The organism is Loktanella sp. 3ANDIMAR09, assembly GCF_001420005.1.
Lineage (GTDB): Bacteria > Pseudomonadota > Alphaproteobacteria > Rhodobacterales > Rhodobacteraceae > Loktanella.
On the sequence record NZ_LJAK01000002.1, the window covers coordinates 429576 to 451451 of the forward strand.

The 21876-nt window shown below is 62.6% G+C and carries 28 protein-coding genes; 21 read left to right on the forward strand and 7 right to left on the reverse strand.

The genetic code is table 11. The annotated features are described in order from the left end of the window. Nucleotides 1–8 precede the first annotated feature (8 nt). The 7 genes from rpmA (at nucleotide 9) to AN189_RS05025 (ending at nucleotide 5373) form a co-directional block, all read left to right on the forward strand. Entirely contained in the window at nucleotides 9–278 is a 270-nt protein-coding gene (gene rpmA / locus AN189_RS04995) for a 50S ribosomal protein L27 (RefSeq protein ID WP_056031912.1), read from the forward strand. Nucleotides 279–380: 102 nt separating this feature from the next. Continuing rightward, nucleotides 381–938 carry a GNAT family N-acetyltransferase gene (locus tag AN189_RS05000; RefSeq protein WP_056031915.1) on the forward strand — a complete coding sequence of 186 codons (558 nt, stop codon included), beginning with the start codon at nucleotides 381–383 and terminating at the stop codon, nucleotides 936–938. After that, complete coding sequence (locus tag AN189_RS05005; RefSeq protein ID WP_083484248.1) at nucleotides 908–1432, forward strand: GNAT family N-acetyltransferase; 525 nt, start codon at nucleotides 908–910, stop codon at nucleotides 1430–1432. Before AN189_RS05000 ends, AN189_RS05005 begins: the two co-directional genes overlap by 31 nt. Next, nucleotides 1422–1925: a GNAT family N-acetyltransferase gene (locus AN189_RS05010; protein ID WP_157057379.1), complete on the forward strand. Its 504-nt coding sequence runs from the start codon at nucleotides 1422–1424 to the stop codon at nucleotides 1923–1925. The genes AN189_RS05005 and AN189_RS05010 overlap by 11 nt, the downstream gene beginning before the upstream one ends. A 36-nt stretch (nucleotides 1926–1961) precedes the next feature. Beyond that, the gene (gene obgE, locus AN189_RS05015) at nucleotides 1962–3008 is read left to right on the forward strand and encodes a GTPase ObgE (RefSeq protein ID WP_056031925.1); all 1047 of its coding nucleotides are present in this window, start codon (nucleotides 1962–1964) and stop codon (nucleotides 3006–3008) included. Beyond that, nucleotides 2996–4120 (forward strand): glutamate 5-kinase, encoded by a 1125-nt coding sequence (gene proB, locus AN189_RS05020; protein WP_056031928.1) that lies wholly within the window; start codon nucleotides 2996–2998, stop codon nucleotides 4118–4120. The genes obgE and proB overlap by 13 nt, the downstream gene beginning before the upstream one ends. Further along, complete coding sequence (locus AN189_RS05025; RefSeq protein WP_056031931.1) at nucleotides 4117–5373, forward strand: glutamate-5-semialdehyde dehydrogenase; 1257 nt, start codon at nucleotides 4117–4119, stop codon at nucleotides 5371–5373. Before proB ends, AN189_RS05025 begins: the two co-directional genes overlap by 4 nt. A gap of 8 nt (nucleotides 5374–5381) precedes the next feature. On the opposite strand, the gene AN189_RS05030 is transcribed toward AN189_RS05025, so the two are convergent. After that, on the reverse strand, nucleotides 5382–5978 hold the full coding sequence (locus AN189_RS05030) for a histidine phosphotransferase family protein (RefSeq protein ID WP_056032179.1): 597 nt from the start codon (nucleotides 5976–5978) through the stop codon (nucleotides 5382–5384). Nucleotides 5979–6010: 32 nt separating this feature from the next. Here AN189_RS05030 and AN189_RS05035 point away from each other — a divergent pair, with 32 nt between their 5' ends. The 3 genes from AN189_RS05035 to AN189_RS05045 all read left to right on the forward strand — a co-directional run bounded on the left by AN189_RS05035 (nucleotide 6011) and on the right by AN189_RS05045 (nucleotide 7915). After that, nucleotides 6011–6193 (forward strand): DUF3553 domain-containing protein, encoded by a 183-nt coding sequence (locus tag AN189_RS05035; RefSeq protein ID WP_056031934.1) that lies wholly within the window; start codon nucleotides 6011–6013, stop codon nucleotides 6191–6193. 134 nt (nucleotides 6194–6327) lie between these two features. Further along, complete coding sequence (locus AN189_RS05040; protein WP_056031937.1) at nucleotides 6328–7098, forward strand: GNAT family N-acetyltransferase; 771 nt, start codon at nucleotides 6328–6330, stop codon at nucleotides 7096–7098. Beyond that, complete coding sequence (locus AN189_RS05045) at nucleotides 7082–7915, forward strand: 1-acyl-sn-glycerol-3-phosphate acyltransferase (RefSeq protein WP_056032182.1); 834 nt, start codon at nucleotides 7082–7084, stop codon at nucleotides 7913–7915. Before AN189_RS05040 ends, AN189_RS05045 begins: the two co-directional genes overlap by 17 nt. Here the strand turns inward: AN189_RS05045 and AN189_RS05050 are convergent. Both AN189_RS05050 and AN189_RS05055 read right to left on the reverse strand, forming a co-directional pair. Continuing rightward, nucleotides 7887–8510 (reverse strand): thiamine phosphate synthase, encoded by a 624-nt coding sequence (locus AN189_RS05050; protein WP_056031940.1) that lies wholly within the window; start codon nucleotides 8508–8510, stop codon nucleotides 7887–7889. The genes AN189_RS05045 and AN189_RS05050 overlap by 29 nt on opposite strands. Nucleotides 8511–8578: 68 nt before the next feature. After that, complete coding sequence (locus AN189_RS05055) at nucleotides 8579–8908, reverse strand: TfoX/Sxy family protein (RefSeq protein WP_056031943.1); 330 nt, start codon at nucleotides 8906–8908, stop codon at nucleotides 8579–8581. A gap of 63 nt (nucleotides 8909–8971) precedes the next feature. Here AN189_RS05055 and AN189_RS05060 point away from each other — a divergent pair, with 63 nt between their 5' ends. The 4 genes from AN189_RS05060 to AN189_RS05075 all read left to right on the forward strand — a co-directional run bounded on the left by AN189_RS05060 (nucleotide 8972) and on the right by AN189_RS05075 (nucleotide 13172). Next, the gene (locus AN189_RS05060; RefSeq protein WP_056031946.1) at nucleotides 8972–9700 is read left to right on the forward strand and encodes an RNA methyltransferase; all 729 of its coding nucleotides are present in this window, start codon (nucleotides 8972–8974) and stop codon (nucleotides 9698–9700) included. A 63-nt stretch (nucleotides 9701–9763) separates the two neighbouring features. Next, nucleotides 9764–10480: an SGNH/GDSL hydrolase family protein gene (locus AN189_RS05065; protein WP_056031950.1), complete on the forward strand. Its 717-nt coding sequence runs from the start codon at nucleotides 9764–9766 to the stop codon at nucleotides 10478–10480. A gap of 77 nt (nucleotides 10481–10557) precedes the next feature. After that, nucleotides 10558–11703 (forward strand): heme A synthase, encoded by a 1146-nt coding sequence (gene ctaA, locus AN189_RS05070; RefSeq protein WP_056031953.1) that lies wholly within the window; start codon nucleotides 10558–10560, stop codon nucleotides 11701–11703. After that, nucleotides 11700–13172, forward strand: a complete 1473-nt coding sequence (locus tag AN189_RS05075) for a carboxypeptidase M32 (protein WP_056031954.1) — start codon at nucleotides 11700–11702, stop codon at nucleotides 13170–13172. Before ctaA ends, AN189_RS05075 begins: the two co-directional genes overlap by 4 nt. Before the next feature lie 74 nt (nucleotides 13173–13246). Here the strand turns inward: AN189_RS05075 and AN189_RS05080 are convergent, their stop codons facing one another. After that, nucleotides 13247–14026: an enoyl-CoA hydratase gene (locus AN189_RS05080; protein WP_056031957.1), complete on the reverse strand. Its 780-nt coding sequence runs from the start codon at nucleotides 14024–14026 to the stop codon at nucleotides 13247–13249. 51 nt (nucleotides 14027–14077) lie between these two features. Between AN189_RS05080 and AN189_RS05085 the strand changes: the two genes are divergently transcribed. Next, nucleotides 14078–14500, forward strand: a complete 423-nt coding sequence (locus AN189_RS05085; RefSeq protein ID WP_056031960.1) for a PaaI family thioesterase — start codon at nucleotides 14078–14080, stop codon at nucleotides 14498–14500. Between the two features lies 1 nt (nucleotide 14501). On the opposite strand, the gene AN189_RS05090 is transcribed toward AN189_RS05085, so the two are convergent. Next, nucleotides 14502–14729, reverse strand: a complete 228-nt coding sequence (locus AN189_RS05090) for a DUF1127 domain-containing protein (protein WP_056031963.1) — start codon at nucleotides 14727–14729, stop codon at nucleotides 14502–14504. Between the two features lie 91 nt (nucleotides 14730–14820). Here AN189_RS05090 and AN189_RS05095 point away from each other — a divergent pair, with 91 nt between their 5' ends. The 6 genes from AN189_RS05095 (at nucleotide 14821) to AN189_RS19560 (ending at nucleotide 20371) form a co-directional block, all read left to right on the forward strand. Beyond that, entirely contained in the window at nucleotides 14821–16221 is a 1401-nt protein-coding gene (locus AN189_RS05095; RefSeq protein ID WP_157057380.1) for a PLP-dependent aminotransferase family protein, read from the forward strand. Between the two features lie 171 nt (nucleotides 16222–16392). Further along, nucleotides 16393–16854 (forward strand): 50S ribosomal protein L13, encoded by a 462-nt coding sequence (gene rplM, locus AN189_RS05100; protein ID WP_056031966.1) that lies wholly within the window; start codon nucleotides 16393–16395, stop codon nucleotides 16852–16854. After that, nucleotides 16854–17360, forward strand: a complete 507-nt coding sequence (gene rpsI / locus AN189_RS05105; protein WP_056031969.1) for a 30S ribosomal protein S9 — start codon at nucleotides 16854–16856, stop codon at nucleotides 17358–17360. The genes rplM and rpsI overlap by 1 nt, the downstream gene beginning before the upstream one ends. Nucleotides 17361–17454: 94 nt before the next feature. After that, nucleotides 17455–18330 (forward strand): ABC transporter permease, encoded by an 876-nt coding sequence (locus AN189_RS05110; protein WP_056032189.1) that lies wholly within the window; start codon nucleotides 17455–17457, stop codon nucleotides 18328–18330. Continuing rightward, nucleotides 18327–19127, forward strand: coding sequence for an ABC transporter permease (locus AN189_RS05115; RefSeq protein WP_056031971.1), 801 nt, complete (start codon nucleotides 18327–18329; stop codon nucleotides 19125–19127). The genes AN189_RS05110 and AN189_RS05115 overlap by 4 nt, the downstream gene beginning before the upstream one ends. After that, nucleotides 19124–20371, forward strand: a complete 1248-nt coding sequence (locus AN189_RS19560; RefSeq protein ID WP_056031974.1) for an ABC transporter ATP-binding protein — start codon at nucleotides 19124–19126, stop codon at nucleotides 20369–20371. The genes AN189_RS05115 and AN189_RS19560 overlap by 4 nt, the downstream gene beginning before the upstream one ends. Here the strand turns inward: AN189_RS19560 and AN189_RS05125 are convergent. Further along, the gene (locus tag AN189_RS05125) at nucleotides 20368–20985 is read right to left on the reverse strand and encodes a TetR/AcrR family transcriptional regulator (RefSeq protein WP_056031977.1); all 618 of its coding nucleotides are present in this window, start codon (nucleotides 20983–20985) and stop codon (nucleotides 20368–20370) included. The two genes, AN189_RS19560 and AN189_RS05125, sit on opposite strands and share 4 nt — an antisense overlap. Next, nucleotides 20978–21859, reverse strand: a complete 882-nt coding sequence (gene ppk2 / locus AN189_RS05130; protein ID WP_056032192.1) for a polyphosphate kinase 2 — start codon at nucleotides 21857–21859, stop codon at nucleotides 20978–20980. Before ppk2 ends, AN189_RS05125 begins: the two co-directional genes overlap by 8 nt. Nucleotides 21860–21876 lie beyond the last annotated feature (17 nt).

Below are 21876 nucleotides of genomic sequence, written 5' to 3' on the forward strand. Positions count from 1 at the left end.
ACCGACACATGGCACACAAAAAAGCAGGCGGCTCATCCCGTAACGGACGCGACTCAGCTGGTCGTCGTCTTGGCGTCAAGAAGTTCGGCGGCGAAGTCGTCATTCCTGGCAACATCATCATGCGTCAGCGCGGCACGAAAATGTGGCCGGGCGCAGGCGTCGGCATGGGCAAGGATCACACGATCTTTGCGACCGTCGAAGGCAACGTTCAGTTCCACAAGGGCCTGAAGGGGCGGACATTCATTTCCGTCCTGCCCGTGGCCGAGGCCGCCGAGTAAGCGCCAGACCCATCGACAATTTGGGGGACCGGCGCGCAGCCGGTCCCCCTTTTGCGTTTTCGGACCCCGGTTCCGGGGTCCACATCTTTGGGAGGAGATGTCATGACCTACGCACCTGTCACGCCGGTTCCGCCCGCCGTGCAACCGACCATTCCGTCGGACCGTTTCGTGTTGCGTCCGCTGCAAACCTCGGATGTTGGCCTGATCAGCATGTATGCGGCCGATCCCGTTCTGGCACGCGGCACCCGGTCGATCCCGCACCCGCTGCCGGACGGGGTGATTGCCGCGATGATCGCGCGTGCGTCGCAGCCCGGCCGGGTCGAGGACGTTTGGGCCATGGACGGATCGCGCGCAGGCCACGCCGAGGTGTTGGGCCTTGTCAGCCTTGTGCGGATGGATCGCGCCCAGTCAGAGGTGTTTTTCTGGGTCGCCCCCGCATTCTGGAATGTGGGTTTCGCGACCGAGGCCTTGCGCGCCTTGCTGACGGCCAATCCACATGGGGCGCACCAGTATTTCGCGGAAAGCTTTCAGGACAACCCCGGTTCGGCCCGCGTGCTGACGAACTGCGGCTTTGATTATCTGGGCGATGCAGAGGCGTTCAGCCTCGCACGGAATGCGGTGGTGCCGACATGGACCTACATGATGAAAACCGGGCTCTAGCGTCGCGGATCAATACGGCGCGGCTGACACTGCGTCCATTGGTGCAGGCCGATGCGGCCCCTGTTGTCGCGGCCTTGAACGATTGGTCCGTGACGCGATGGCTGACCAATGTGCCCTTTCCCTACGGTGCCGACGATGCGGCGGGTTGGATTACAGCGTCTCAACGCGACATATGGGCGATTGATGCAGGTGCAGGGTTGATCGGTGTGATCGATGTGATGGGTGGTGATCTGGGCTATTGGCTGGCACCGGCGGCGCAGGGTCATGGATATATGAAAGAGGCAGCGCGCGCCGTCGTCGCGGCCTATTTCACACAGAAAAGCCTGCTGGTGTCGGGCCATTATCCAGACAACGCGCCGTCACGGGCTGTTCTGCTGGGGCTGGGTTTCAGCGATACCCATGTCGCCATGCATGATCAGATTGCGATGGGGCGGGCGGTTTCCTGCCAGCGCATGCAGTTGACCCGGCAGGACTGGCTGGACCGTGTTCCGTAACATCACAACCCGCAATCTATGCGCGTCCGATCTGGGCGATCTGCACGCGATGGCCAGCCATTGGCCAACGGTTCGTCAACTGGGCGGCTGGCCCTGGCCTGCGGATCTGTCATTCACCGCGTCGCGGGCGCAGCCCTTTGACGGAGATGGTTTCGTCTGGGGGATCGTGCGGGCGGGCCGGGTTATCGGGACGGTCGGAGTGACGAACGGCAGCCTGGGCTATATGCTGCAGAGGGACGTCTGGGGGCAGGGGATCGCGACCGTCATGGCAGGGCGGGCTATTGCCCATGCATTCCAAACCACGGATCACGACTGGATCGATGCGACCGTCTGGGCCGACAACGCGGCATCACGCCGGGTGCTGGACAAACTGGGGTTTCAGCATTGGCATACCTGCTTTGAACATGCCAAGGCCCGGCGCACCCCCATGCTGTCGCATCACCTGCGCCTGAGGCGCGCGCAATGGCGCGACTTGAGTGCGGACGCACAATAGACTACGTGCAGCCCAAACCGCAAAAGGCACCCAGACATGAAATTTCTCGATCTCTCCAAGGTCTACATCCGCTCTGGCGGTGGTGGTGCGGGCTGCGTGTCGTTCCGGCGCGAGAAATTCATCGAATACGGCGGACCGGACGGCGGTGATGGCGGCAATGGCGGATCGGTCATCGCCGAGGCGGTGGACGGTCTGAATACGCTGATCGACTTTCGCTATCAGCAGCATTGGTTCGCCAAATCCGGCCAGCACGGCATGGGCAGTCAGAAAACCGGCAAATCAGGCGAGGACGTGATCCTGCGGGTTCCCGTCGGCACGCAGATCCTGGACGAGGATCAGGAAACCATGATCGCCGACATGACCGAAGTCGGTCAGCGTGTCGTTCTGGCCAAGGGCGGCAATGGCGGATGGGGCAACCTGCATTTCAAATCCGCCACCCATCAGGCGCCGCGCCGTGCAAACCCCGGTCAAGAGGGCGTTGAACGGACGCTTTGGTTGCGGCTGAAACTGATTGCGGATGCAGGATTGCTGGGGATGCCGAACGCGGGCAAATCCACTTTTCTTGCGGCGACGTCCAATGCGCGGCCGAAAATCGCGGATTATCCCTTTACCACACTGGTGCCGAACTTGGGCGTTGTGGGTGTGGATGGTGTCGAATTCGTCGTGGCGGACATCCCGGGCCTGATCGAAGGCGCATCCGAAGGGCGCGGTCTGGGCGATCTGTTTTTGGGGCATGTGGAACGGTGCAACGTGCTGTTGCATCTGGTCGATGGCACCAGTGGCGACCCGATGGGCGACGCCAAGACGATCATCCACGAAATCCAGTCCTATGCGACCGAACTGGCAGACAAGCCGCGCGTGACGGTCCTGAACAAGATCGACGCGCTGGACGATGAGGAACGCGCCTTTCTCAAGGACGAAATGGAAGCGGCGCTTGGCACCGAGGTGCTGATGATGTCGGCTGTCAGCGGTGAAGGCGTGGTCGAGGTCCTGCGCGCCCTGCGCACCCAGATCGACGAGGGCCGCCTGCGCCACAAGATCGCCGAGGAGACCCCCCAAGAGGACGACACGTGGCAGCCCTGACCGACGCAAAGCGGCTGGTCGTCAAGATCGGGTCGGCCCTGCTGGTGGACCGCGCGACGAACGGTCTGCGCCGGGATTGGCTTGCCTCGCTGGCGCAGGATGTTGCCCGACTGCGCGCACGTGGAACCGATGTGATCCTTGTCTCTTCGGGATCCATCGCGCTGGGGCGCGGCGTGCTGGGATTGCCGGCAGGCGACCTGCCACTGGAACAGAGCCAGGCCGCCGCTGCCGTGGGTCAGATCCAGCTGGCGCAGGCCTATCAGGATGTCTTGGGGCCGCTGGGAATCACCACCGCGCAGGTGCTGGTGACCCTGGACGACAGCAGCGACAGGCGTCGCTATCTCAATTCGCGCGCGACGCTGTCGACACTTCTGTCGCTGGGGGTGGTGCCGATCGTGAACGAAAACGACACCATTGCCACCGATGAAATTCGCTATGGCGACAATGACCGGTTGGCCGCACAGGTCGCGGTGACCGTCGGGGCCGATCAGCTGGTGCTGCTGTCGGATGTGGATGGGCTTTATACGGCAAACCCGAATACCGATGCAACGGCCCGGCACATTCCCATTGTCGCAGCGCTGAACAGCGACATCCTTGCCATGGCGGGTGACGCGGTTTCGGGGCTGTCCAAAGGTGGCATGAAAACCAAGGTGATGGCCGCGCGGGTGGCGACCGAGGCAGGCTGCGCGCTGGCGATTACATTGGGATCGCCTCTCAACCCATTGTTGCAGCTTGAAAATGGCGCGCGGTGCACATGGTTTACGGCGCAGATCACACCGCAGGCCGCGCGCAAACGCTGGATCGCGGCGATGAAACCGCGTGGCACGCTGGTCCTGGACGCCGGTGCCATCGCCGCCCTGAACAGCGGCAAAAGCCTGCTGCCTGCCGGGGTGACGGCGGCCAGAGGTGATTTCGAACGGGGCGACCCTGTCGATCTGGACGGGCCAACCGGGGTGCATCTGGGGATCGGCCTGTCGGCCTATGCCGCCAGCGAGGCACGGATCATTGCAGGTCATCAAAGCGGTGAAATCGCAGATTTGCTGGGCTACAAGGGTCGCCCCGCGCTGGTTCATCGCGACGACATGGTGCTGTCAGACAGAGGAACGACATGACCGAAAACGCCACAGACATGATGAACCGCATTGGCACCGCCGCCCGCGCCGCGGCGCGCAGGCTGGCAATGGCATCCGCACAGGCCAAGACAGAGGCGCTGACCGTTGCTGCCGATACGGTCTGGACCCGGCGCGATGCGATCATCGCGGCCAATGCCAAGGACATGGCGTTTGGCCGGGACAGGGGGCTGTCGGACGCCATGCTGGACCGCCTGATGCTGGATGAGGACCGGATCGCGGGCATCGTGGCTGGCCTGCGGGCCGTCGCAGCACAGGATGACCCGATCGGAGAGGTCATCGCGGACTGGGATCAGCCATCGGGCCTGAACATCCGCCGCGTGCGCACGCCCATCGGCGTGATCGGCGTGATCTACGAATCGCGGCCCAATGTAACCGCGGATGCGGGCGCGCTGTGCCTGAAGTCTGGCAATGCCGTCATCCTGCGTGGCGGATCAGAGAGTTTTCATTCATCCGGCGCGATCCATGACTGCCTCGTGGCGGGGCTGCGGGCTGCGGGCCTGCCCGAGGCTGCGATCCAGCTGGTGCCGACGCGGGACCGGGCTGCGGTGTCGGCCATGCTGGCGGCCGTCGACCATATCGACGTGATCGTGCCCCGTGGTGGCAAGGGTCTGGTCGGGCTGGTGCAACGTGAGGCGCGTGTGCCGGTCTTTGCGCATCTCGAAGGGATCTGCCACGTCTACGTCGATGCCGCAGCCGACCCGGCCAAGGCCACGGCCGTGGTGCTGAATGCCAAGACGCGCCGGACAGGCATCTGCGGGTCTGCGGAATGCGTGCTGATCGACCGCGCCTATTGGGATGCGCAAGGGCCTGACCTGATCCGGGCGTTGATGGAGGCGGGTGTCGAGGTCCACGCCGAAGGCGACGCAGCGATCGCCGGCACGGTCAAGGCCGTGGCCGAAGATTTCGGGCGCGAATTCCTGGACATGATCATCGCGGCCAAGGTGGTGGATGGTGTCGAAGACGCCATGGATCATATCCGGACCTATGGATCGGGTCACACGGACGCGATCCTGACCGAGGACGACGCAACGGCAGAGGCGTTTTTTCGCGGCCTCGACAGCGCAATTCTGATGCGCAATGCCTCGACCCAATTTGCCGATGGGGGCAAATTCGGGATGGGGGCCGAAATCGGTATCGCCACAGGCAAACTGCATGCGCGTGGCCCGGTGGGCGCTGTGCAATTGACCAGTTTCAAATATTTGGTGACAGGTGACGGGACTGTCCGGGGCTGAGTGCCGGATCAGGTTTCCCGAAACTGCATGGATATTGTGGTGTCTGACTGCATGATGGTCAGCGTCAGTCCCGCCTCGAGAACAGCACGCGGCAGCAACGCAAACTGAACCTGTGCTGCGGAATGAACATGTTCCGTAGCCAGATCCTCTAGCGGCAACCACAAGGCGGGATCGGCGGCGATGCGGTCCGCGTTGCCGATCACATGAAGTGCATCGTCCAGCATCACGGTGATCTGGCCGCCACCGGGCATCGCTGATTCCATGCATTGCGCGGATAACAGGGCAATCCGCGCCAGGGGACGCGACATTTGCCCTGTGATGGTCCAATCGTATTGCACCCGCGCTGCGGCTGACATGGCCCGCAGGATCGTCGCGACCTCTGTCCCGGCGATGGTCTGCTCTGCATGTGCGGCACCATAGGCAATGCGAAAAAACCGGATGCGCGCGCTGGCCTGTTCAACGGATCCGCTGATCAGGTCGATTTCATCGGTCCCGCCGCCGCCGCCCATGGAAAGCAGTTCGACCCCATTGCCGATTGCGCCGATGGGACTGATAAGGTCATGGCAAATACGCGATCCCACCAGTGTTGCCAGATCACGCGACACGGGATTGTCCCCCAAGCCCAGGATGATGGACCATGCCGCACGACCTGAACGACATGCTGGAACCGGGAATGCTGGTCCAGAACCCGGACGCACCCCACTGGGGGACAGGCCAGGTGCAGTCCAACATCAACGGCAAGGTCACGGTCAATTTCCGCGAAGAGGGCAAGGTCGTGATCGACGCAAAGCAGGTCATGCTGATCCCGGTCTATGAATAATTGCAATCATTGGTAGCAGGGTGCCGTATGCGATCAACCCTGCTATGCACAGCTTGCAAGCAAATGGTTTCCAACTGGTTAAGCGGTGCCTATATGTCCGGCGAGCGAAACGGCTTTGAACAGAGGGGGATTTGATGCTGGCAGTCGCGCCATCCTTTGCGTTGCGTTATGCGCGTGGTGCTGACGATCTCGCTGCCGTGCAACGGTTGAGATACGAGGTCTTTGCCGCCGAACTGGGGGCCGCCGGACCGGGGGTCTGCCATGTCGCCCAGCGCGAGGCGGATGCATTCGATCCCCATGCCAGTCATCTCATGCTCGAGGATATCGCGGGCGAGCGCCCTCATCTCGCTGGTGTTTACCGCATCATGGACCGCGCGCAGGCTTCGGCGGCGGGTGGCTTTTCCTCTGCTGCGGAATTCGACCTTGGACCGCTGATCGACAGTGGCCGGCCCCTGTTGGAACTGGGACGGTCCTGCCTGCGCCCCGCCTATCGCGGTGGGCGCGCGATGCACGTGCTTTGGGCCGGTCTGGCGGCCCATATCCGGACAACGGGTGCCGAGGTGTTGTTCGGTGCGGCATCTTTTGCGGGGACTGATCCCGATGCCCTGTCCGCGCCCTTGCAGATGCTGATGGCCGATCACCTTGCTCCGGTTGATCTGCGCACCCGTGCATGGGGGGCGGGGGCCGTCAGGGTGACACCTGCAGGACCGGGCGACCGCAAGGCCGCGATGCGTGCCACGCCGCCACTGATCAAGGCCTATCTGCGAATCGGCGGGGTCGTGGGGCAGGATGCCTATGTCGATCGTCATTTCGGCACCACCGATGTCTGCATGATCCTTGATGTCACGACCCTGCCGCCGCAGGTGGCGGCCCAATACGGACGGCGCGGTGACTTGGGCCGCTGAACCTACACCACCGCCTGTGCAGTTGAACCTGCGGGATTGGTTGCGGGTGCTGCGGCGCGGCGTCCCGATGGCGGTTCTGGTGTTCGGCGGGTTGGCGTTGCTGTTGCTGATCCGCGTGATCGAGCGTCCGCTCTTTGGCAAGGACAGACCGTGGACCCCGCATCTGACACGTCTGGTCTGCATCGGTGCGCTGGCTTTGATGGGGCTGCGACGGGTCCAGATCGGCAAACCGATGCAGGGCGCTGGCGCATTGGTCGCCAATCACGCAAGCTGGCTCGATATCTTTGCGTTGAACGCAGGCAGTTGCGTGGCCTTTGTCGCCAAATCCGAGGTCGCAGGCTGGCCGGGCATCGGTTGGCTGGCTCGTGCGACGGGGACCTTGTTCATCGCGCGGGACCGCAGGCGGGCCCGCGATCACGTCGATGCCATCGCCGACAGGCTGTCACAGGGTCAGACGCTGGTGTTTTTCCCCGAAGGCACGTCCAGCGACGGTTTGCGCGTCCTGCCGTTCAAGCCGACGTTGTTTGCCCCGTTCATCGGGTCAGAGACGGTGTTGCAGCCGGTCACGCTGGATTACCGCGCGCCCGCGGGGGGCGACCCCCGGTCCTACGGTTGGTGGGGCGACATGGATTTCGCCCCGCATCTGCTGGCCACGCTGGCATTGCGCCGCCAAGGGCAGGTCACGGTGACCTATCATGATCCCGTCATGGCGGATCCCGGCACCGACCGCAAAGTCATCGCGCGGCAGATGGAACAGACCGTCCGGTCCGCCCTGATCGCGCACCCCGTCAGCGGAACGCTGCCTGAAGGGTTCTGAGCGCCGCCGCCGCGTCATCCTGCGACCAGATTTCGTCGCCGATGCCAAAGAAATCGGTATGCGGCGCGATCTGGGCAATCAGTGCTGCGTCCAGCGCGCCTTCGGCAACGACCGGTACCTCGATCATCTGGCTCCACCAGTCGAACAGTTCCAATTCGGCGCGCGCGCCGTCGTCCAGCGCGGTCTGGCCCACAGGGCCAAAGCTGACGTAATCGACGTTCAGTTCTCCGGCTGTCATGCCGTCATGACGCGACTGCGCGCAATAGGCGCCGACGATGGCGTCTTCGCCCAGCGTCTTGCGTGCTGCGGCGACCCCCCGCGATCCATCCAGCAGGTGGACCCCGTCCAGACCGTGCCGCGCAACCAGCCCGGTGTGACGTTCGATCACCAGCGCCACATCGCGGGTTTCCGTCACCGCACGTAACGCATCGGCGGCGCGCCCAAGACGGTCCTCGTCGCGGGTGGCCAGCGCCATGCGCAGGCAGGCAACGGGCACAGCATCCAGACAGGCTGCCAGCCGGTCGGGATAGGTCATCAGGTCGATTTCGGTCGGCGTGATCAGGTAGATCTGCGGAAAGTCTTCGGCGTCGGTCATGGCGTGTCTCCCTTGCGGATGTCGCGCACACTTAGGGTGATTGGCCCCTGTCTGTCCATGCCGGACCGCTATTTCGGTGGCAGCGATCCCGTGAAATCCAGCGCCATGCGCAAGAGCGTGTTTCTGATGTCATCCTCCGCCATGGCATCGGGGTCGATCGTGACGAGGCCGCCCATTGTCCGTGCGCCAAACACCAGGGGCGTCACACCGGGCAGATCCAGCGCAGCCGTCGTCGATCCCTTTCCGACACGTGCCATGCCCGCATCGCCGATCACGCCGCACAGCATGTGGCCGAACGACAAGAAACACAGGCCGCCGAACATCCTGCGTTCCGCGATACCGGGGTGGTCGATCAGCTCTTCGCGCCACAGGTGCGCCAGTCCGTCATCAAAGGCCACGGGCTGCTCCTTGTTCCGGGGCTGTGGGTATCATACAGGGGTGCGACCCAACCGGAAGTGACCATGACCGATCCACAACCAGCATTCGTATTGATCCGTCCTCAGATGGGCGAAAACATCGGTGCCGCTGCGCGCGCAATGTGGAATTTCGGGTTGGATCGCATGCGGCTGACCGCACCGCGCGATGGCTGGCCGAACCCGGCGGCCAATGCGATGGCGTCCGGGGCCGGGCGCCTGCTGGACGCGGCCCGGCTGTTCGACACCACCGCAGCCGCGCTGGAGGATTGCCATTATACCTACGCCACCACCGCCCGCCCGCGCGAGTTGACCAAACCCGTCATGACCCCCGAACAGGCGATGCGCGACGCGGCATTGCGCCTGTCGCGCGGCGAGAGGGTCGCGGTCATGTTCGGACCGGAACGGGCAGGGCTGGAAAATGCCGATATCGCGCAGGCCAATGCGATCATTTCAGTGCCGGTGAACCCGCAGTTTCCATCGTTGAACCTGGCGCAATGCGTGCTGCTGACGGCCTATGAATGGCAACGCGTCAGGGACGACAGCCTGCGCGACGCCTTTGCGCAGCCCGATCTGGCCATGGGTCAGGAAATCGAGGCGCTGTCGCGCCACTACGAGGATCAGCTGGACACGTCGGGATTTTTCTACCCCGACCACAAGGCCGAGAGCATGAAACTGAACCTGCGCAACATGTGGAGCAGGATGCCGCTGACATCGCATGACGTGCGGATGCTGCACGGCATGCTGCGCCAGCTTGTGCGCGGTCGGAGTGACTGACTGCGAACGCAACGTTACTGCGGGCGGACTTGCCGGGGTCTGATCCGCGCCTAGCTTTTGGGTATGAAACCCACCGATCTTGCCATTGCTCCACTCGTTGCCGTGCAGGCGCTGGCCGTCAAGGCGTTGGCGTCGCGCATGCCAGAGGCCGAAGGTCCGCGTCACGGCGAAATCGGGACAGGACCGGCGCTGCGCATTCTGATTGCGGGTGATAGTTCGGCGGCCGGTGTCGGTGTGCGCACGCAGGCCGAGGCCCTGGCCGGACAGCTGACCGCTGCCTTGTCGCGCCACCACCGGGTTGACTGGTTCCTGCACGCAAAATCCGGTGCGACGACGGCCTCGACGCTGCGACGGATGCGGTTGGTGCCGAAACGGGGGTTTGACGTTGCACTGGTGGCGCTTGGGGTCAATGACGCCAAGAACGGTGTCCGCGCAGGCGCGTTCGAAGCGCGGTATCACCGCATTCTGAACCAACTGCGTGATGATTTCGGCGTGAGGCGCGTCTATCTCAGCGGGATGCCGCCCGGTGATCTGGTCCCCGTGATGCCCAATCCGTTGCGTGACCTGCTGATCGGCAGGCTCGAACACTTTGACCGGATGTTGCAACGCATCGCGGCAGCGCGGGGTGGCACTGCCGTGCATCTGCCGTTCGACGTCACGCGTGACCCATACCTCATGGCAGCCGACCGGTTTCACCCCGGTCCGCGCATGTATGCCGAATGGGCATCATTGGCCGCGGCGGCCATTCACCGTGATGCCGTTCATTTGCCGCGTCACTGACGACCCGCGACAGTCGTGCACCTTGCCCCCGGCGGTCCCCCTCCATAGGGTGCGCGCAGCACGAACCGGAGGCCGAGATGGCACAAAAAACCCGCAGTATTTTCGAAGAGGTGGGCACCACCCAAAAGCAGGTCGCAACACCCGGGGGCATTGATGCCCGTGGGCAGGGGGCGCGCGGCGCCATTCGCATCTGGCTGATGATGCTTTTTGCGCTGCTGGTGGTGATGATCGCGGTGGGTGGCCTGACCCGCCTGACGGATTCGGGGCTGTCGATTACGGAATGGGCGCCCATTTCGGGGGCCGTGCCGCCGTTGAATGACGCCGACTGGCAGGCAGAGTTCGAGGCCTACAAGCAAATCCCTGAATATCAGTTGCAAAATGCCGGCATGTCGCTGGCGGAATTCAAGGTGATCTATTGGTGGGAATGGGGCCACCGTCAGTTGGGACGGGTGATCGGTCTGGTCTGGGCCGTCGGATTCTTCGGGTTTCTGGCTGCGCGCAAAATTCCGCAGGGCTGGACGGGACGGCTGTTTTTCATCGGTGCATTGGGTGGTCTGCAGGGGGCGATTGGCTGGTGGATGGTGTCCAGCGGCCTGACCGGCGAACAGTTGGACGTGAAATCCTACCGCCTTGCGACGCACCTGGGGCTGGCCTTTGTCATCTTTGGGTTCATCACCTGGTACATCATGAAAATCGCGCGGCGCAGCGCGGATCTGCTGACGGCGCGACGCGCCAGTGATGCGACATTGGTGACACTGACGAACGTGCTGATCGGTCTGACGTTCCTGCAAATCATCCTCGGCGCGCTGGTGGCAGGCATCGACGCGGGTCGCGCCTATCCCGATTGGCCCCTGATGGCGGGTGGGTTCCTGCCGCCGCAGATGTGGGAATTGACGCCCGTCTGGCGCAACCTGTTCGAAAACAACGGCACGGTTCAGTTCATTCACCGGATGAGCGGTTACTTCTTGTTCGCCTTTGCCCTGTTCGTCTGGTGGCGGAGCCGCCGCAGCGCGAATACACGCACCCGGCAAGCCTTTGCCCTGATGATGGGGATGATGGTGGTGCAGATGGCCATCGGGATCTGGACCGTCATGATGATGGCGCCCGCGCATATCGCGATCCTGCACCAGTTCGGTGCGGTCGTGCTCTGGGTGCTGGTGCTGCGCACGCGGTTCGTGTCGCGTTACCCCTTTGCCCAATCCGTCCGGGAGGCCCGTGCATGACCACTGCATACGATGATCTGATGGCGTTCCAGCGCGAAACCGAGGCGCTGTCACAGGTGGCTGGCCGTCTGGGCTGGGATCAGGAAACCATGATGCCTGACGGGTCGGTCGATCAGCGTGCCGAAGAGCATGGCGCGATGGCATCCGTCCTGCATGCGCGCCGGATTGATCCGCGGATCGGTGCGTGGCTGGAGGATGCCGAGGCCCCGGATGCGACGGGTGCTGCGAACCTGCGCCTGATAAGACGCAGCTATGACAGGACGGCCAAGGTGCCCGGCCAGCTGGCAGCCGCGCTGGCACGCGAAACCTCGCGCGCGCACCGCATCTGGGCCGGGGCCCGTGCCGACGAGGACGTCGCTGCCTTTCTGCCAGCCCTGTCGCGGGTATTGGATTTGCGCCGCGAAGAGGCCGCCTGCATTGCCGGCAACGCCGATCCCTATGACGCGCTGCTGGACGACTATGAGCCGGGGGCGACAGGTGCGCAGTTGTCCGCGATGTTTGGCGCGTTGCGCCCACGTCTGGCCGCACTGCGGGCCGCCATACTGGACCGCCCCACCGCGCCGAAACTGTCAGGTAATTTCCCGGAGGCAGGCCAGTTGGCGCTGAGCAGGGAACTTGCGCTGGCCTTCGGCTATGACATGAACCTTGGTCGCATCGACAAGGCCGTGCATCCGTTTTCCAGCGGGTCAGGACTGGACGTGCGGATCACCACGCGCACGGCAGCGGATGATCCGTTCAACTGTTTTTATTCCACCGTCCACGAGGTCGGCCATGCCTGCTACGAGCAAGGGATCGACCGCGCCCATCTGCTGACCCCGGTCGGCGGCGGCGTCTCCATGGGGGTGCATGAGAGCCAGAGCCGGATTTATGAAAATCAGCTCGGCCGGTCAGAGGCATTCACGGGATGGCTCTACGGTCGGATGCGCGACACCTTTGGCGATATCGGTATTGCGAACGCCGCTGATTTCTACGCCTGCGTGAACGGTGTCGGGTCCGGATTTATCCGCACCGAGGCGGACGAGGTGCAATACAATCTGCACGTGCTGCTGCGGTTCGATCTGGAACGCGCGCTGGTCAGTGGCGATCTGGCCGTGACTGATCTGGAGGCCGCGTGGAACGATCGGTTCATGGCCGACTTCGGGTTCGCCGTGGACAAGCCGTCCAACGGTGTTTTGCAGGATGTGCATTGGTCCGAGGGGCTGTTCGGATATTTCCCGACCTACACATTGGGCAATGTCTATGCCGGGTGCCTGCATCAGGCGTTGCGCGCGGCCGTGCCGACGCTGGATGATGATCTGGCACGTGGTGACACGTCAGCGGCCACGGGCTGGCTGCGGTCCAATGTGCAGCAATTCGGCGGTCTGTTCGCGCCGGTCGATCTGATCACCCGCGCTGCGGGGCAGGCACCATCCGAGGCACCCCTGCTGACCTATCTGGAGCAGAAATTCGGCGGAATCTACGGATTGTAGCGGCGAGGGGGCGCTGCCCCCGCTGCGGATTTCATCCGCAGCCCCCCGGGATATTTGCAAAACAGCGATGCCTGTCAGGACCAGTTGGGGTCGCGTTTTTCAAGGAATGCCGCGATCCCCTCTGCCGTGTCGTCATCGGCCATGTTCTGCACCATGACATCGCCCGTATAGGCATAGGCCTGTGCCGTGGTCATCTGGGCCTGCGCGTAAAAGGCCTGTTTGCCGATGCGCACGGCAGAGCCGAGTTTCTGGGCGATACTGGCAGCGAATGACCGGGTGTCGCGGGTCAGATTGTCCAGTTTCGCCGTGCGGTTGATGAGGCCCAGATGCTGGGCCTCATCGGCCGAGAGGAACCGTCCGGTTGTCAGCATCTCGAAGGCGGGTTTGGCCGCGATGTTGCGGGTCAGTGCCACCATCGGGGTCGAGCAGAACAACCCGATGTTCACACCGTTCACCCCAAAGCGCGCATCCACGCTGGCCGTCGCAAGATCACAGGTCGCAACCAGCTGGCATCCGGCAGCCGCGGCCAGACCGTGGACCTGCGCGATGACGGGCTGGGGCAGGGACTGGATGCGGGTCATCATGGCCGTGCAGCGGTCGAACAGGGCGCGCAGCTGTGCCGGGCCGTCCGCGCCCGCGCGCATGGCCCGCATTTCCGACAGGTCGTGGCCCGCGCAGAACGTCCGGCCTGCGCCCTGGATGATGACGACGCGGATCGCATCATCTGCTGCGATCCGGTCCAGTTCCGCGTGCAGCGCCGTCAGCATTGCGACCGACAGCGCGTTCAGCTTGTCCGGGTCGTTCAGGGTCAGGGTCGCAATCTGGTCTTGATCCGTGCGCAGCAGGATTGTCATGGGGATGTGTCCGTGGTTGCCTGTCCCCAGACTAGGTGAGGGGACGCGCGAATGGAACTGAAGATGACGCCGGATGACCTGAGCGCGTTTCTGGACCGGGAGTTTCCGCAAGTCAGCGCAGATTTCGCGATTGATGCGCTGACGCAGGATGAGTTGACCGTGCGGCTGCGCGTGGGCGATCGCCATTTGCGGCCCGGTGGGACGGTTTCGGGGCCGTCGATGTTTGCGCTGGCGGATGTGGGTGTCTATCTTGCCGTTCTGGCCCGGCTGGGGCCGGTGGCATTGGCGGTGACCACGAATTGTTCCATCGATTTCATGCGCAAGCCTGCCGCCGGTGTCGATCTGATCTGCCGGACCAAGCTGCTCAAGCTGGGTCGGTCGCTCGCCGTGGGTGATGCACTGATCTATTCCGAGGGTCTGGATGCGCCTGTGGCGCGGGCGACGCTGACATACGCCATTCCGCCCGCCCGCTAGTTCAGGGCTGGTAGAACGGTTTGGCCGCCTCGCGCCGCGCCGCTGTCGCGGTCAGCCCGATGTCGCGCAGCTGTACCGGGTCAAGTTTGCGCAGATGTTTGCGGGTGCGGTGGCGCAGATCCCAGACGGTCAGCATCACGGCCAGCGACACGCAAACCCGTGCGGCCTTTGGCAAAACGGTCTGACCGTTCAACAGGGCAAGCTGGGCAGGGTTGATCGCATGTGACATGACGTGACCTTTTCTAATTGTATTGACACAATATGCTATTCCGCATACGAGAGGGATACAAAGTGAATACAATCTGTGCCAGAGAAACATTGTGACCGATACAACTTGGGTTCCCGATCTTGACGCCTTGCCTGATCGGCGACCGAAATACGACCGTCTGGCCGCAGCGATCCGGGCAGGTATCGCGGGCGGCGACCTTGTGCCGGGTCAAAAACTGCCACCGGTGCGGGATCTGGCGTGGAAGGTCGGGGTGACACCGGGCACAGCCGCGCGTGCCTATCGATTGCTGACGGATGCCGGGGTGCTGACAGCAGGCGTGGGGCGCGGCACCTATGTGGCCGAAACCAAATCCCAGCCAAGCCCGGTGCTGTTGGCCGAACATGTCTTTGATGCAAGTGGCGACGTGAACCTGTTCAGCCCTAAAATGCCGGATCTGGGACAGGGACACCTGATTGCGACGCTGGCCGCGCAGGTGGTGGCACAGATGCCCGCTGACCGTTTGATGCGCTACCCCAGCCGTGTCACCGATCTGGCCGCGCGTCAGGCCTGCCTCGCGGGGCTGCATGCTGATGTGGGGCCTGCCGAAGTGGAGGATATCGTCGCGACCAACGGCGGTCAGAACGCGATTGTCCTGATCCTGCAGACCATCCTGCGCGGTCCGGCACCCGTGATACTGGGCGATGCGATCAGCTATAACGGGTTTCGCAGTGCTGCCGAAATGTGCAGGGCAGAGCTGCTGGCCGTCCCTTGGGATGACGATGGTCCCGACCCGCAGGTGTTCGAAAACCTGGTGCGGCAGCATGGTGCGCAGGTCTATTGCACGGCGTCAGAGGTGAACAACCCCACAGGACAGGCCACGTCAGTCGCCCGCAGACAGCAGATTGCAGCGATTGCCAGGGCGCATGGCGTGCATGTGATCGACGACGATTGCTACGCAAGGATCAACCGCGTGGGACCCAGCTATCGCGCTTTGCTGCCTGATCTGGGCTGGCATGTGGCCAGTCCGTCCAAGACGATTTCACCCGCCTTGCGCATCGGGTTCGCGGTGGCACCCAAGGCGCATGCGGCGGCACTGGTCCGGTCTGCCATCGGGCAGTCGTTTGGCGTCTCTCCCTTGCTGACGGATCTGTATGCCGCGCTGATGCGGTCGCCCGAGATTGATGGGATCGTGCAGGCGGTCCGGGCGCGGATCGACCGGGATGTGGGTGTGGTCGTGACAACCTTTGCCGATTGCGCGCCGGGCTATGCACCGGGCATCCCGTTTGTCTGGCTTGTGTTGCCGCGGACCTGGCGGGCGAATGATTTCGTGGCAGCGGCCAAGGCGCGGGGCATTCATCTGAAATCGTCGGAATCGTTCCTGCACCGTGACAGCCGGATGGTGCATGCGGTGCGGATTGCGGTGAATGGCCTGCTGGCCCCCGACCGTTTTGATGCGGCAATTGCGGACCTGCGGGATCTGATGGACACGCCGGCGGCGCGGATCTCGGTCTGATGGTGTGTTTGCCTGCAAAATTTATGGGGTAAATTGATACCGTAATTTCAAGGTATTGATTTTGCAGTGTTTTGTCGGGTATCTGGCGCTTGACGTGGCTTGCAGCTGCCGTATAAGCCGCACATCCGAATGACGGGCCCTGCGTGGCCCCTTAGACCTCTGGTGAGATTAATGAAAACTTATACCGCGACCCCGGCGGATATCGACAAGAAATGGATCCTGATCGACGCCGAAGGCCTCGTTCTGGGTCGTCTTGCGTCCATCGTGGCCATGCGCCTGCGTGGCAAGCACAAGCCGTCCTTCACACCGCACATGGATATGGGCGACAATGTCATCATCATCAACGCCGACAAGGTGCAGATGACGGGCAAAAAGCGTGAAGAGAAATTCTACTGGCACACCGGCCACCCCGGCGGGATCAAGTCCAAGACCAAGGCTGACATCCTCGAGGGTGATCACCCCGAGCGCGTGCTGTTCCAGGCCGTCAAGCGCATGCTGCCCGGCAACAAGCTGCGCAACAAGCAGCTGACCAACATGCGTATCTTTGCTGGTGCAGAGCACGGCATGGAAGCCCAAAAGCCCGAAGTTCTGGACGTCGCGTCCATGAACAAAAAGAACACGAGGACCGCATAATGGCCGATCAGATCAATTCTCTGGAAGAGCTGGGCGGCGCAGTCACCGCTGACATCGGCGGCGTGCAGGGCACTGACGCGGAAACCGTGGTTGCACCGCGTGAACCGGTCAAGGACGAGTTCGGCCGCAGCTATGCCACCGGCAAGCGCAAGGACGCGGTTGCACGCGTCTGGATCAAGCCGGGTTCCGGTAAGGTCACCGTCAACGGCAAAGAGATGAACGCCTATTTTGCACGCCCCGTGTTGCAGATGATCCTGGCACAGCCGTTCTCGGTTGCCGGCGTTGCAGGTCAGTTCGACGTTGTCGCCACCGTCAAGGGCGGCGGCCTTTCCGGTCAGGCCGGTGCGGTCAAGCACGGCGTGTCCAAAGCACTGCAATTGTTCGACCCGTCGCTGCGTCCGGCCCTGAAGGCCGCAGGGTTCCTGACCCGCGACAGCCGCGTCGTCGAGCGCAAGAAGTACGGCAAAGCCAAGGCCCGCAAGAGCTTCCAGTTCTCCAAGCGCTAAGCCTTGCTTTAAAATTGTGCAAAGGGCGGTCCGAGCGGGCCGCCCTTTTGTTTTGCCCATTGATCTTTCGCGTGAACGCTTTGAACATGAAAACATGAACGCGGGAACAGCACTTACACAGGATCAGTCACGGGCGATTCGCCTGTTGGGCGTGCCTTTCGTCTATGCGGTGCTGCTGCTGGCGGTGCCGCTGGGTGCAATCGTGCTGTTCAGCTTCTGGACGCAGGATTTCATGGCCGTCGATACGACGTTCACCCTCGACAACTACCGCGAAATTGCGGACAGCCCGATCTACGCGATGCTGTTGCAGCGGTCATTGATGGTGTCGGGGATCGTGACGGCCGTGACAGTCGTGCTCGCTTATCCGGTCGCCTATTTCATCAGTTTCCACGTGGCCCCGTCGAAAAAGTCGCTGTGGCTGTTTCTGATCACCATTCCGTTCTGGACCAGCTACCTGATCCGGGTGTTCCTGTGGAAAGTGATCCTGGGCTACAATGGGGTCATCAATTCCGGCCTGATACAGGTCGGCCTGATCGAAGAGCCGCTGACCTTTATCCTCTATAACGTCAACGCGGTCATTATCACGCTGGCCCACGCCTTTGCGCCATTCGCGATCCTGCCGATCTTTGTCGTGCTGGAGAAAATCGACCGGTCTCTGCTGGAGGCATCCCAGGATCTGGGCGAGAGCAGGTTGTCGACGTTCTTTCGCGTGACCTTGCCGCTGTCGATGCCCGGGGTGGTGGGCGCGGTGTTGATCGTGTTCATTCCGACGGTGGGTGATTACGTCACCCCCGAACTGATGGGCGGTGCAGGTGGCAAACTGATTGCCAACATGATCCAGACCCAGTTCCTGCAGTTGAACAACGCACCACTGGGTGCTGCACTGGCCATTGTGGCGATGCTGTGCGTCACGGCCATCGCGCTGGTATTCGTATTCCTGAACCGCCGCTGGCTGAGGGGCCGCCGATGAGTTTGCGCGTCTATGCCATTGCCTATCTGATCTTTCTCTATGCGCCGATCGTGTTGTTGCCGCTGTTTGCGTTCAACGACGCGACCATCATCGCATTTCCGCTGTCGGGGTTCACGACGGAATGGTTTTCGGCGCTGAAAACGAATGGATCGCTGCACGGGGCGCTGACAAATTCGCTGATCATCGCGGGCTGTACGGCTGTCTTTTCCACGCTGCTCGGCATGTGCGCCGCGCGGGCGGCCGCCATGTCGCATTTTCCGGGCAAGGGGGGCATCACGGGTTTCGTCATGTTGCCACTGGTGCTGCCTGAAATCATCGTCGCCGTGTCCTTGCTGGTGATCTTGCGGCAGGTGCTGGGCCTTGATCTGGGCAACTGGACCATCATCATGGCGCATGTGCTGATCTGCACGCCGTTTTCCATCGCGATCCTGAACGGTGCCTTCGGCAACCTCGACCCCTCGATGGAAGAAGCGGCACTGGATCTGGGCGAATCCCGCTGGTCCGCCTTCCGGCTGGTGACGCTGCCGCTGGTCATGCCAGGCATCATTTCGTCCATGCTGATTTCCTTTACCATTTCGCTGGATGAATTCATTATCGCGTTCTTCCTGACCGGGTCTGACCCGACCTTGCCCGTCTATATCTGGGGATTGCTGCGGTTCCCGGCACAGCTGCCCGTCGTCATGGCGCTGGGGACGATCCTTGTGGCGCTGTCCATCATTCTGCTGACGATTGCAGAACTATTCCGCCGCCGTGGGATCAAACGGTCCGGCGCCAAAGACACCGGGGGTTTCCTGTGACCGACCTGATCAAGCTGCGTGGCGTAAACAAGTATTACGGCACCTATCACGCCTTGCGCGATATCGACCTGACGATCCGTGCGGGTGAATTCTTTTCGCTGCTTGGCCCGTCGGGCTGTGGCAAGACGACATTGCTGCGGGTCATCGCGGGTTTCGAGGGGGTGTCTGCCGGGACGGTCATGATTTCCGACCGGGACATGGCCAATGTGCCGCCGAACCAGCGCCCGACGAACATGGTATTTCAGTCCTATGCGATCTTTCCGCATCTGACAGTCGCGGAAAACGTGGCCTTTGGCCTGCGCAAGCGTTCGGACATCGCAAAATCCGCCCGCGCCGGTCTGGTCGAAGAAGCCTTGGAGATGGTGGGATTGGGGGGCTACGGCAAGCGGGCGGCACATGCGCTGTCGGGTGGTCAGCGTCAGCGCGTCGCCCTCGCACGGGCCCTGATCCTGAAACCTAAGGTGCTGCTGCTGGACGAACCGTTGTCGGCCTTGGACAAGAAAATGCGCGAACATATGCAGGTGGAATTGATCCGTCTGCAACGCCACGTCGGCATCACGTTCATCCTCGTGACCCACGACCAGGAAGAGGCGCTGGTCATGTCCGACCGGATTGCGGTCATGTTCGCAGGCGAGATCGGCCAGATGGACGATCCCGAAACGCTGTATCGTCGCCCCAAGAGCCGCCGCGTCGCCGAATTCATCGGCAAGATGAATTTCCTGCCGGGGCAGGTCGTGGCACTGTCAGGGACGGATGCAAAGGCTGATGTCGCAACGGGTGCGGGGCAGGCACCGGGAACCGTTCCCCCGAACCGGACCAACCGGTTGCTGACAGACCTGATGGACAAGATCGCACCGGGGACCGACACGACCGAGGACACGGAAACGCCTGCGGACACCGCACCCGCGCCAGAGTTGATGACCGTCGAGATTGCAGGGCTGGGTACGGCGCAGATCAGCGTCGATCAGGCCCCCGAAGGTGCAAAATTGGGCGATGCTGCGGTCGGTATCCGGCCCGAAACGCTGGCGATCCTGTTCGAGGGCGAGAGCCCCAAGCGTCATGAATGCCCGGGCGTCGTGGACGAGGTCGTGTACTACGGCGATATGACCTATTATGACGTGCGTATCAAAGACGTCCCGCAACCGCTTACGATTGCGATGAAAAACCTGATCGGCAGGCCCGTGCTGGAGGTTGGTGCCACATGTCGTGTCGCCTGGGACGACCGCGCGCTGGTGCTGTTCTAGGCGTCTGGCGGCAGGATACCCAGACCGCGCAGATAGATCCCGATCCCGGTTTCCAGCAGATCATCAGCGGGATAGGGGCTTTGCGTGCCGGGCGCACCGCGTGCGAACAATTCCACGACACCGTGCGACATGGCCCAGATATGGGCGGCAAACATTTGTGGCGGTGGTCTGCGGTCCGCCGGGATATGCTGCGACAGCACGGCGGCGGCGGTTTCCATGACCCCCAACGCCCGGCTCGCGGTCTTGTACAGTTCCGTTGATCGGTTGATCGAAATGCCGCTTTCGAACATCGCCACATAGTGACCTGGTTGTTCGCGCGCAAAGGCGAGATAGGCCTGTCCGGTGTTCAAAAAGGCGGTCAAGGCGGATGGTTTGCCACCGTCATACGCGGTTTCCATCCGGTCGGCAAAGATCGCATAGCCCTGTAGTGCGGCCTCTGCGATCAGATCCTCGCGCCCCTCAAAGTGGCGATAAACGGCTGCGGGTGTGACGCCTGCCTCGCGCGCGGCCTCTGACAGGGTGAACCCGGTCGGGCCCTTGACCTTGATCAGGTCCAGACAGGCCTCGACCAGCGCCTGCGCGAGGTTGCCGTGGTGATATCCGCGTTTAGCCATGACCACGGGCGTGCCACAGGTCGGGTCCGCCGACAATGGCTTGGTCGATCTCTCCCAGGGCGGCCAGATCCTTTTGGTCGTAGTCGATCCCCGACAACACGGCACGGATCGCGTTCAGCCGCGCGCGGCGTTTGTCGTCGGTCATGATGACGGTCCAGGGCGCTGCGGTGGTATGGGTGCGGTCCAGCGTTTCGCCGATGGCCGTGGTGTAGTCGTCCCAGCGCGACAATCCCTTGACGTCGATGCCGGACAGTTTCCACTGTTTCAATGGATCGCTTTCGCGGGCCAGAAACCGGTTCAATTGTTCAGCCCGACCCACCGTCAGCCAAAGTTTGAACAGCTGTACGCCGTCATCGACGATCATGGCCTCGAACGGATTGACCTGATCGAACCAATGGGCGCGTTGGCTGTCGGTGCAGAACCCGAACACCTTTTCCACCACGCCGCGATTATACCAGGACCGGTCAAAGAACGTGACATCACCTGCGGCGGGCAGGTGTTTGATATAACGCTGAAAATACCATTGAGACGCCTCGTCCTCGTTCGGTTTAGACAAGGCCACGATATGTGCGGACCGTGGGTTCAGGTTTTCGCGGAAACGGCCGATTGTGCCGCCTTTGCCTGCCGCGTCGCGTCCCTCGAAGACGACGGCAATGCGTGCGCCCGTGGCCTTGGCCCAGGTCTGCATCTTGACCAGTTCGATCTGGAGCAGGTGCAGCTGGTCCTCGTAGTCGGATTTGTCCATCCGGTCGTCGTGCGGATATCCGGCGGTCAGGATGGGCTTGCCGTCGCTGTCGGCAATGGCCGCGCGCACGGCCTCTGGTGCGTCGTTTTCGTGGAATGCGCTGATTGCGCCGTCAAAGGGAAGTGTCATGGCCGTATCCTTTTGGC

Excerpts from the sequence above, each read along its gene's own strand:
- AN189_RS05065 (WP_056031950.1), top strand. The coding sequence starts at position 9,764 with ATGAAACCCACCGATCTTGCCATTGCTCCACTCGTTGCCGTGCAGGCG.
- AN189_RS05060 (WP_056031946.1), top strand. The coding sequence starts at position 8,972 with ATGACCGATCCACAACCAGCATTCGTATTGATCCGTCCTCAGATGGGC.
- obgE (WP_056031925.1), top strand. The coding sequence starts at position 1,962 with ATGAAATTTCTCGATCTCTCCAAGGTCTACATCCGCTCTGGCGGTGGT.
- AN189_RS05040 (WP_056031937.1), top strand. The coding sequence starts at position 6,328 with ATGCTGGCAGTCGCGCCATCCTTTGCGTTGCGTTATGCGCGTGGTGCT.
- AN189_RS05085 (WP_056031960.1), top strand. The coding sequence starts at position 14,078 with ATGGAACTGAAGATGACGCCGGATGACCTGAGCGCGTTTCTGGACCGG.
- AN189_RS05115 (WP_056031971.1), top strand. The coding sequence starts at position 18,327 with ATGAGTTTGCGCGTCTATGCCATTGCCTATCTGATCTTTCTCTATGCG.
- AN189_RS05025 (WP_056031931.1), top strand. The coding sequence starts at position 4,117 with ATGACCGAAAACGCCACAGACATGATGAACCGCATTGGCACCGCCGCC.
- AN189_RS05080 (WP_056031957.1), bottom strand. The coding sequence starts at position 14,026 with ATGACAATCCTGCTGCGCACGGATCAAGACCAGATTGCGACCCTGACC.
- AN189_RS05050 (WP_056031940.1), bottom strand. The coding sequence starts at position 8,510 with ATGACCGACGCCGAAGACTTTCCGCAGATCTACCTGATCACGCCGACC.
- AN189_RS05000 (WP_056031915.1), top strand. The coding sequence starts at position 381 with ATGACCTACGCACCTGTCACGCCGGTTCCGCCCGCCGTGCAACCGACC.
- AN189_RS05125 (WP_056031977.1), bottom strand. The coding sequence starts at position 20,985 with ATGGCTAAACGCGGATATCACCACGGCAACCTCGCGCAGGCGCTGGTC.
- rpmA (WP_056031912.1), top strand. The coding sequence starts at position 9 with ATGGCACACAAAAAAGCAGGCGGCTCATCCCGTAACGGACGCGACTCA.
- ctaA (WP_056031953.1), top strand. The coding sequence starts at position 10,558 with ATGGCACAAAAAACCCGCAGTATTTTCGAAGAGGTGGGCACCACCCAA.
- ppk2 (WP_056032192.1), bottom strand. The coding sequence starts at position 21,859 with ATGACACTTCCCTTTGACGGCGCAATCAGCGCATTCCACGAAAACGAC.
- AN189_RS05005 (WP_083484248.1), top strand. The coding sequence starts at position 908 with ATGGACCTACATGATGAAAACCGGGCTCTAGCGTCGCGGATCAATACG.
- AN189_RS05035 (WP_056031934.1), top strand. The coding sequence starts at position 6,011 with ATGCCGCACGACCTGAACGACATGCTGGAACCGGGAATGCTGGTCCAG.
- rplM (WP_056031966.1), top strand. The coding sequence starts at position 16,393 with ATGAAAACTTATACCGCGACCCCGGCGGATATCGACAAGAAATGGATC.
- AN189_RS05075 (WP_056031954.1), top strand. The coding sequence starts at position 11,700 with ATGACCACTGCATACGATGATCTGATGGCGTTCCAGCGCGAAACCGAG.
- rpsI (WP_056031969.1), top strand. The coding sequence starts at position 16,854 with ATGGCCGATCAGATCAATTCTCTGGAAGAGCTGGGCGGCGCAGTCACC.
- AN189_RS05090 (WP_056031963.1), bottom strand. The coding sequence starts at position 14,729 with ATGTCACATGCGATCAACCCTGCCCAGCTTGCCCTGTTGAACGGTCAG.
- AN189_RS05110 (WP_056032189.1), top strand. The coding sequence starts at position 17,455 with ATGAACGCGGGAACAGCACTTACACAGGATCAGTCACGGGCGATTCGC.